This window comes from Methylobacterium sp. (assembly GCF_019745455.1).
In the GTDB taxonomy this organism is placed as follows: Bacteria; Pseudomonadota; Alphaproteobacteria; order Rhizobiales; family Beijerinckiaceae; genus Methylobacterium.
Genome location: NZ_JAIETD010000175.1, coordinates 1 through 8,455, shown reverse-complemented (window position 1 = coordinate 8,455; position 8,455 = coordinate 1). Strand labels below are relative to the sequence as shown.

Annotated in this window: 11 protein-coding genes; 6 read left to right on the top strand and 5 right to left on the bottom strand. The window is 60.3% G+C overall.

What is annotated here, in order from left to right; all coding sequences use genetic code 11:
* Positions 1-376 precede the first annotated feature (376 nt).
* Positions 377-1,171: a hypothetical protein gene (locus tag K2Y56_RS25860; RefSeq protein WP_292514913.1), complete on the bottom strand. Its 795-nt coding sequence runs from the start codon at positions 1,169-1,171 to the stop codon at positions 377-379.
* A gap of 252 nt (positions 1,172-1,423) precedes the next feature.
* Complete coding sequence (locus K2Y56_RS25855; RefSeq protein WP_292514912.1) at positions 1,424-1,618, bottom strand: hypothetical protein; 195 nt, start codon at positions 1,616-1,618, stop codon at positions 1,424-1,426.
* A 679-nt stretch (positions 1,619-2,297) separates the two neighbouring features.
* Here K2Y56_RS25855 and K2Y56_RS25850 point away from each other — a divergent pair.
* From K2Y56_RS25850 to K2Y56_RS25840, 3 genes are all read left to right on the top strand, one after another.
* Positions 2,298-2,573 (top strand): hypothetical protein, encoded by a 276-nt coding sequence (locus tag K2Y56_RS25850; protein ID WP_292514909.1) that lies wholly within the window; start codon positions 2,298-2,300, stop codon positions 2,571-2,573.
* Between the two features lie 554 nt (positions 2,574-3,127).
* Positions 3,128-3,622 carry a DUF3016 domain-containing protein gene (locus tag K2Y56_RS25845; protein WP_292514906.1) on the top strand — a complete coding sequence of 165 codons (495 nt, stop codon included), beginning with the start codon at positions 3,128-3,130 and terminating at the stop codon, positions 3,620-3,622.
* 143 nt (positions 3,623-3,765) lie between these two features.
* A complete protein-coding gene (locus K2Y56_RS25840) occupies positions 3,766-4,017 on the top strand; it encodes a hypothetical protein (protein ID WP_292514904.1) in 252 nt (83 codons plus the stop codon).
* A 474-nt stretch (positions 4,018-4,491) separates the two neighbouring features.
* Here K2Y56_RS25840 and K2Y56_RS25835 read toward each other — a convergent pair whose 3' ends face one another.
* Positions 4,492-5,184 carry a thermonuclease family protein gene (locus K2Y56_RS25835; RefSeq protein ID WP_292514901.1) on the bottom strand — a complete coding sequence of 231 codons (693 nt, stop codon included), beginning with the start codon at positions 5,182-5,184 and terminating at the stop codon, positions 4,492-4,494.
* A 255-nt stretch (positions 5,185-5,439) separates the two neighbouring features.
* On the opposite strand from K2Y56_RS25835, the gene K2Y56_RS25830 reads away from it, so the two are divergent.
* Positions 5,440-5,655, top strand: coding sequence for a hypothetical protein (locus tag K2Y56_RS25830; RefSeq protein WP_292514898.1), 216 nt, complete (start codon positions 5,440-5,442; stop codon positions 5,653-5,655).
* Between the two features lie 13 nt (positions 5,656-5,668).
* Here K2Y56_RS25830 and K2Y56_RS25825 read toward each other — a convergent pair whose 3' ends face one another.
* Positions 5,669-5,923: a hypothetical protein gene (locus tag K2Y56_RS25825; RefSeq protein WP_292514895.1), complete on the bottom strand. Its 255-nt coding sequence runs from the start codon at positions 5,921-5,923 to the stop codon at positions 5,669-5,671.
* Between the two features lie 14 nt (positions 5,924-5,937).
* Positions 5,938-6,186, bottom strand: a complete 249-nt coding sequence (locus K2Y56_RS25820) for a hypothetical protein (RefSeq protein WP_292514892.1) — start codon at positions 6,184-6,186, stop codon at positions 5,938-5,940.
* A gap of 180 nt (positions 6,187-6,366) precedes the next feature.
* On the opposite strand from K2Y56_RS25820, the gene umuD reads away from it, so the two are divergent.
* Together umuD and K2Y56_RS25810 are read left to right on the top strand one after the other, a co-directional pair.
* Complete coding sequence (gene umuD, locus K2Y56_RS25815) at positions 6,367-6,732, top strand: translesion error-prone DNA polymerase V autoproteolytic subunit (protein ID WP_292514914.1); 366 nt, start codon at positions 6,367-6,369, stop codon at positions 6,730-6,732.
* A gap of 381 nt (positions 6,733-7,113) precedes the next feature.
* Positions 7,114-7,410: a hypothetical protein gene (locus K2Y56_RS25810; protein ID WP_292514889.1), complete on the top strand. Its 297-nt coding sequence runs from the start codon at positions 7,114-7,116 to the stop codon at positions 7,408-7,410.
* Positions 7,411-8,455: the final 1,045 nt, after the last annotated feature.

Genomic DNA, 8,455 nt, shown 5'->3' with positions numbered 1-8,455 from the left:
CTTCCTCGGCATTCCTGGCATCCTCCAAAGGCTCGAAAGCCTACTTCAGGGAGGACCACTTTTCAGGGGGCAGGCCAGTCTTGCATGATCAGCGCTTGACCCTTTCACGAGATCTATCAACATGCCCGCTATAGTCGTGGACAAACCGGAGACGCACATCACAGGATGAATCGGGAGTAGGCAGTGGACGTTGGCTCTTTTACCGAATTGCTCGTGCCTTCATGAACCTTCTTGGCACAATTGTAATGCGTATGGCGATAATAATTGTTGGCTCTGGCGCCCCGGCTGTTTATCAGTGACGCAGAACAGACAAAAGGCGGTTCCTTCGAAAAGGAACCGCCTCTGAAAAAATCAATTAACCTGGGGAAGAACTAACTTAGGAGTAAAATTCGGCTCCGTTTGCCCCCGCTGACAAATTGTCAATTCCGGTATTTCCGACAAGCTTTACATCATCGGTTGTTCCATTCGCGCCCTCGAAGACCTCGACTTTCGGGTAGGTCCCTGCGACATCACCAAAATCATTGTTGGTCACAATGATGTCGTCACCTTCGATACCCAGAAGGGGAGATCCCGTCAGTGCCGCTCCCTGAAAGGTATTGCCATCAATGACGAAGCCATCCGATCCTGGGTTCAAATAAACAAGAGACCCAGAAGTGTTGACGCCAGCATTGAACGTATTGTTCGTTAGCTTAACATTATTGACGTCGTTATTCACATTGCTAGTTAGAGCGCTGCCGAATTGGCCCTCAACAGCGATAATTTCTAATCCGGAAATGGTGCTGCCAGAGGATCCATCCAAGAGGTCAATTGTCGCTAAGGAGCCGTTTGCAACTTTAGACCCGTCAAGGATAGCTCCTTGCTCGCCAACGATCGTGACGCGCTCGTCGAGTGCAAAGGTTTCGGTGTATGTACCCTTGCCAACTTGAAGAGTGTCGCCATCATTGGAGTAGACGAGAGCTTCAGCAAAACTATCGAACGTCTGAGTTCCACCCTCGTCCTTCACGACAGTGATGACACCGTCGGTAAAGTCATTCTCAGGCTCAGGTTGAGCTTTGTTCCGGGCAACTTCACTGACCTGCGGGCCGATACCCTGCGGCCCATCTTCGTCGCGCTCCGCCTGAGCAGCTTTGGCTGCGGCGGCAACCGAGGAGCCGTGGTTGGGTTTTGCCATGCTTGCGTTTCCCTTTGTCAGTGCGCATCGGCTGTGCGCATCATTCTCCCGCCTCCGCTCAGCGGCGGCGTACAGCGACGTTGTAACTAGCGAATCTGAAAGTCTCAATCGGCAAAAAGATTCCTAGGGATCAGCATCTCGCTGAAGGGTCCATTGCAGCTTCAAGAGGCGCTTGGAGGATTGCTCTGAGGTTCCAGCTTTCACCTTCGGCTGGAGCTTAGGCTACCTAGGATGTCTACGCGGGCAGCGACATCAGGCCGAGATCCAGCGCGCGAGATCCAGCGCGTAAGCAACATTCTGCGCGGACTGGAGAGCCGGGCCATCGTTGACTCGGTAGAGGCCGGCGCGTTCGCCAGCCTCGATTACGGCACAGCCTGAAACTCTGACGGCCTGTATCGCATCGCAGAGAAGGGTGACCTCAAACAGGTTGCTCGGCGTCTCGGACATTGGCGCGAGGTCGGGTAGCGTGAGGTCGTAGACGAATCGTCACTCCTTGCGGTCCTGCCTCCACGCCAGAGTCAGCGTGAGCTATGCGTTCGTAATCTCACCGGCACGAGCTGGGCTGCATGCAGCGGTCTTCGCCGTGAAGCGAGAGCTTTCGTACTGTCGCCAACGTGTCGAACGGTTGATCGGTCTTGCATGACAAGGGCTCGACCCTTTCATGGGTTCTATTAAAATGGCCGCTATAGGTTTGGACAAGCCGGAGACGGGCATCACGGGACCTACGGTCCCGCTCGATGCGGTGTCCGGCCGTGGTCGACTCGTGACGTCATTCGCATGGGACTGCAACGTGCTGCAGCGGGCGCTCGGATGGCCGATCACTGAGGTGCAGGGACCACTAGAGTTCGAGATCGTGGCGCGCTGACAGCCGTGAACCAATCCCGTTAACGCGCGTTGCGGGCGAGCCACGACGTGGTGAGCGCGCCGGCTTCAGCTGCCCGTCTGCAGGCCGCCGACCAGAGCCTGAGGTCCATTGCGTTGATCGGTGATCATGTGGATCCTGTCACCTGGCTCGCGGGGCTTTTCGTTTTACGTCGCGGCGGCATCGCCATCATCCCGGGTCACTACATTCTACCGATTGTTAAGTGGATCCGAGTAAAAACCGCACTCAACTCGGAGCGCTGCCATGTCGAAAATTCGCTTGATTGCTGTGACTTTCTTTTTGTCGATTGTCACTATCGGTGCCGCGACGTTGATTTTTATCGAAGGTACTGAGAGCAACTCTGGCAAATCGAGCAGTATAGCCATGGATACTATGGCTCAGCCTCAAGTCAGCAGGGGTGCTTGGAAAGATGACACCGGCGCAGCATATCGCCGTCTGACTGAAGCATCCGATAGCCCCGACGCACGGCAGCAAATGCGCGCCATTCCAACTGTGTGGCAGGATCCACCTCGGCGCTGAGTCTTCTTCACTCAGCGACAGTATGTCGTGTTGAATTTAGCCCCGCCAAGTTCGCCGCGGCGGGGCTTATTTCTTTGAAGTGTCGAAGCGCGCGGCGAGTGGTCAGCTTGGTTATTCTTCGGCCTGAGCCTTCGGACCATCTTCTTGAGGATAAGGTGACTTTGGCCCTGTAGGTCCGAGATCCGCTTCTTGCTCAGCCGGACGGGGCTTTGGCCCGGATGGCAGGAGCTCAGGCGCAGGCGGGGCCGTCGTAGGGTACGGGGAGTCCGTCATGATGATCTCCGTGCTGCTCCGTCGTGGCTTTACAGCCAGGCAGCCAACGCATCAGAGCGCTGGAGGTGCGTTTGCGAGGCGCTTGGCACGATGGAAGATTGGAGGCGTCGGCCGAGCTGTTCTAAATTGCCACGCCGCTAGACGCTGCAGCTGCAAGGGTTGCGTTGGCATCAAGCCGTGGCGTGGACAGAATGCTGGAGGCGAGACAGCCCTGAACACCACGTCGTCGTCGTAAGGTGCAGCTACACCACCTTCACATGCATCTGCTCAAGAGGAATGCAATGAACGGAGTCTCAAGCTCCATCCGCGCCTCGATCGTCGGCGCGGTGCTGCTGACAGCCACCGCGGCCACGGCACAGGTCCAAGTACGGTACGTCGCTCCTGAGCACTTCACGGATGCCGAGAACCGCAGGGGCTCGGGTCTCACTCTACGTGCAACGCTCTCCGAAATGACCCGTATCCTAGAGCAACTCGGGCAGGCTCACCTTCGTCCCGGAGAAAGTCTCGAGCTCACCGTGCTTGACATTGATCTCGCTGGTTTCGAGCGATCGGCCGCGAGCTCTTTACAGGGTTTGCGCATCGTGAACGATGTGACGCCACCTCGGATCCGACTCGCCTATGCACTGCGGCGGCGCGGGCGCATCGTCAGCCAGGGCGAGGAGAGCATCTCGGACATCAACTTCCTGCTCAACTTCAACTCGCGACTCTCCACGGGCGGACTTTATTACGAGCGTGCAGTCCTCAAGGAGTGGTTCGCCAAACGCTTCCCGACATAACGGGCTGGCTCAACGCTTCACTGAGCAGAATGGCGAGGGGCCCGCCGCAGCGGGGCTTTTTCATTTCAAATCTCGCTGCAATCAAGGAGACCGGAAACATTGACCGTGCTGCTCGTTGTTATCGGCTAAACACAGGAGTGACGATGAAAACGCTGATGCTCTCGACCTGCGCTTTGGCGCTATCCTCGTTCTTTCTGGTTCAGATGAGCACCGAGGCCGATGCGCGCTCGCGCTATAAGAAGCGAGGCATGGGCATTTCGAGTAACCAGAACAACACCGGAGGCCGTCCGGTCAGAGGCAGCTCAGCCGCGGGCGGTAACGCAGCTCAACCATCACGCGGAGGTGCAAGCACCGGCAGCGCCGGCGGTGGCGGCGGCAGCGCGGGTGGCTCGTAGAAGCGAGGCAGTACTACCAGTCCGATCTAATACCAGCCCCGCCGGCACTCGCCGCGCGGGGCTTTTTGCACCTTGTCGCTGCCGCAAACTTGGCTGATGAACCGCTCCGGTCCGTCCCTAACCGGACCGCAAACTCGAGCCCGGCCGCCTGATTGGCGTGCCGGGTTTTTTCGTTTCAATCACCCCGTTTTCCGAACCAGAGCTCGCCCGGCATCGGTCAAAAACCAAGCTGTCTCGCCTCGGTGTCGCAACTCCCCCATTGCCGGCAGTTCCTTGACCAGTCCGCGAGCCACCAACAGCGGCATGACGGATGGATAGGCACCGCGGCGAAGACCTCGCGGACTTACGGCGCAGGCTCGTAGGGCTTCAAGGTGGCGGCCGCGGACGGGCGAAGCCTTGCCGTGATCACTCACTTCGTGCCACCGGCCTCGCCACCATCGCCTCGGCGAGCGACGATCGCCGGGCTTTTCGTTATCAAGGCCGCTGACCGCCCGCAGGGCGCCATCCTGCCGCCTTCGCCTCATCCTCACTGCAAAACAGGCGCTCGCCGGCCCGGTCGTCGACGCGGGTGCGCTCGTAATCGCGCGAGCCCGGCAGGTGGTAAATCCGCTGGCCGCCGGCCGAGATGTTGCCCTTGATGTTGCAGCCGCTCGCCATGGTCGGCGGCGTGACAGTCTCGGGCCTTGTGTTCTCGCCGCTTGCGCGCCGGGCGCGGCGCCACTCGGACGGGTCCTGAAAGGTGCCGGCCCAGATGCCCTGCCGCAAAGCCTTAGCCGTCGACTCCGGGTTGACGTAGTCCTCCGCATAGCGCCGGTACGCGACGGCATAGCCTGAGCGCACCATCCAGGCGTTCAGATCGTCGCGTCCCTTCCTGCAGACCGCGACGACGCGGCCGTACTGGTCGGTCTCTCGCGGTTCGCACGTCAGGATGCGCTTGCCGATGTGGTCGGCCATGGCGAGCGCCGCCGTTTGTCCGCAGCGGTAGTCCTTGCCGGCCGCGTCCTGGCAGGTCTGGCCGCTCTCTGGAGCGTCGACCCCGTGGAGACGGATGCGAGTGCCGCGGACCTCGAGCGTGTCGCCGTCGATTACGGTGGCGCGGCCGACGATCGGCTCGGCGAGTGCGGGCGTGGCGAGGAACAGGAGGGCGAGGAGGGGCAGGGTGCGCATGCCAGCCCTTTAGCATGGTGACGGGCAGAGTTCTGTGCCGCTTGCCAGACTGTCCGGTTCGCCTGCGCCGAACTTCTTAGCTCGCCGTGACTTGCCGTGCAGCCTGTGGGCTAGATGCGGTGCCAATCACGGACACCTGATCGCGTTAGGACATCCTTAAGATAGCGCCAAAGGGTATCGAATCGTTGGCAGACAGTACCAGGCGCCAACGGCAGAGAGCCTCGCATGCTCCCGCCTTCGACCGAAGGCAAAACGATGCCCGATTTCCCGTTTCTCTCGGCACTGCCCGTAAACCATCACTACCGGGCTCTGCTGCTTGACCTCGGCGGCAAGATCCTTCGCGTCAGGATTATCGCCGGGTTCGATGACGAAGAGGCTTCGGATATGGCGCGCGACATGCTCGATGGACGCGCCGTGGAGCTTTGGGACGGAAATCACTTGATCGAGCGGTTCGGCCCAGCTCAGGCTTAAACCGTCAGGCGTTTCAGTCGCCCTGCAGGCTCTCGGCGAAGCCCTCCGGCACCTCGCCGAACTGGCCGAGGATCGTGACGCCTTCAAACTCTCCGGTCTCATCGTCCGCCATTATGCGGAGCGCCGCCGTACCCGGCATGCGGCTTGCCATGGCCTCGGCCTTCTTGAGGGCGCCGCTCTCCGTCGGTGACACCTCGCGATCCCCCGGCACCAGGCGCTTGCGCTTGATCGTGAAGGCCTGGACGAGGAACGTCGTCTTGATCGTCATTGTCCGATCCTCCGTTAAGCGGCCTGGCGCTGCTCGCGCACATCCGTAAAACTCAGGATGCCGACATGCCGGCCGCTGCCGTCGTGGATGTCGACGATCCACTTCGACCAGTCGAGGCGCCAGTTGCAGCCAGCCATGATCTCGCGCGCGGTGCGCTCGGCATGGCTCCAAACCAGCTCCGGGTTGCGCACCCAACGTCCAGTCCGATCGAACACGGCATCTTGTCCATCGGTGCAGTGGAAGTGGTAACGCGCGGCCGCCATTGGTTTTCTCATCCGTCATCCACACCCATGCACAGGCGCGCAAGATAGGCTCGCCAGAGGGATTGCACCTGGGTGCCTCTTCCTATCTGTTCTCTGTCCGTTCTCATAACGGGGAGAGCCGTGGACGTCTATCGGATCAGCGATTTGGCGGTGGACGGGTGAGGCCTCGTCCGCGTCCCGATCAGGGGACCGGCGCTCTGCGCGGGCTTCCCATCGCCAGCCGACGACTTCCTCGAAGGCGCGCTCGAACTGCCGCGTTGGCTGGCGCCAAACCCGCCCGCCACCTTCGCCTGGAACATCGCAGGCGATTCGATGCGTGGGGCTCGCATCTTCGATCGCGACATTGCGGTCGTTGATCGCAGCCTGAAAGCCGGGCACGGAAGCGTGGTCGTCGCGGCGGTCGATGGCGAGATGTCGATCAAGCGGCTCGTCGTCGACGGCAACGTCGCGCGCTTGTCCTTCGACAACCCAGGCATGCCGGCCTTTGCCGTCGAGGACATGGCCGAAGGCGAGATCTGGGGCGTGGTGCGCTTCTCGATCCGCTAGCACATCGCCAGGGCCGGGCTGGTGCGATGAGCCGCGCGATCACGCTCATCGACTTGTTCAAGACATACATCGCGCTGTGTCAGCCCTAGCGCGATGTAGGTTTTTTCTGACTGGACGCCCGAACACGCCCTGGTAGCTGCAAACCGCTTCATTACCTTTGCATTCAGCCCCGCCCGGTTCGCCGCGGCGGGGTTTCTCCAATGTTGCAGGGACCGCTCGGCTTGCGGTGGCGATCTAGCGAATGAATGCTAAACTGCTTCATGGTTCTCCGAACGCTACGTCGTCGCCTCCCTGTGCCTCCTAATCTAAAAAACAGTCCTAAGTGAACGAAAGAACATTCCGGGAGTTGGCTAGTTACCTTGATCTCCAGGAGTACACACCATGAATACCAAAATTCTCTCCGTCGCAGCATTGCTCATACTGCCGCTGTCGAGCGCTGCCATGGCGCAAACTCCGGCTGGCGGAGGCAGCGCCGAAGGCAACTTGAACAATCCCGGCAGCGTGAAGAGCAACAGCGAAAAAGCTATGGAGCGGTCGACGGGATCGGCCACGGGTGGTGCAGGTAGTTCGACCGCAACAATGCCGGGCGCAGCCTCTGGTGCCGGAACAGGCACTGCGGCTCCGACCGGCGGTCATAGCAGCGGTGGCGGCACAAGCAGTGGCGGCATGGCCCGCTAAACAAGCTCCTGAAGCCCCAACCCTTCAGCCCCGCCGGCACCCGCCGCGCGGGGCTTTTTCACCTTGTCCTTGTCGCAGACTTGGCTGCTGAATCGCTCCGGTCCGTCCCAAACCGGGCCGCAAACTTGAACCCAGCCGTCTGATTGGCGTGCCGGCTTTTTTCGTTTTAATCACCCAGTTTTCCGCACCAGAGCTCGCCCGGCAACCGTCAGAAACCAAGCTGTCTCACCTCGGCGTCGCAACTCTCCCATTGCCGGCAGTTCCTTGACCAGTCCACGAGCCGCTAGCAGCGGCATGACCGATGGATAGGCATTGCGGTGAAGACCTCGCGGACTTACGGCGCAGGCTCGTAGGGCTTCAAGGTGACGGCCGCGGAAGGGCACCGGGGTGGCGTCAATCACGGAACACCGGCCTCGCAGCCATTGCCTTGCTGATCGTAGCCTGACAGTCCACTCGATGCCGCTGGTTGTTTAGGGGCTTGACGCAAGGGCAATCTCGGCAACCAAAAGTTCTACTGATGCACACTCTTTAAATCTGGTCGGGTCGCAAACAAATAGGTATGCCACCAGCCTGTTGTGACACTTCTACAGCGTCATGCCTTTGGGGACCTGGATATTTATGCAAAGCAGGACGCCATTTGCTGCGGCTCTGCTTTGGCTGGTAGAACTGCTTTCTATCCAGTTAGCATATGGTGACGAGCGGTCGCCCTGCTAGGCCATCAGTGAGCAAAACGACCTCACTTCCTGTGTTGGACATGCTGTTTCACAGAACGGCGCAAGCGTTCGTTAGTCGGCGTTCATCACGCATCTGCCAGAACGACCCGCGCAGATTGCCGAATCATCCCGGAGGTGGCTGACGCGGGAGGTGGCAGGAGAGACGCATGGAAGCCGACGACAACTGCTCCGCGACTGCGCCGCTGCCGGTAGAGATCCTCGCCTCCCTCGAAGCGGTACCTGCCGAGGCCGAGCTGCCACCGACGGTCCGCGAGCACCTGGGCGCGGAGATGCGAGACTTCTACGCGTCCGTGCTGGCCGAGGAGCCGCCG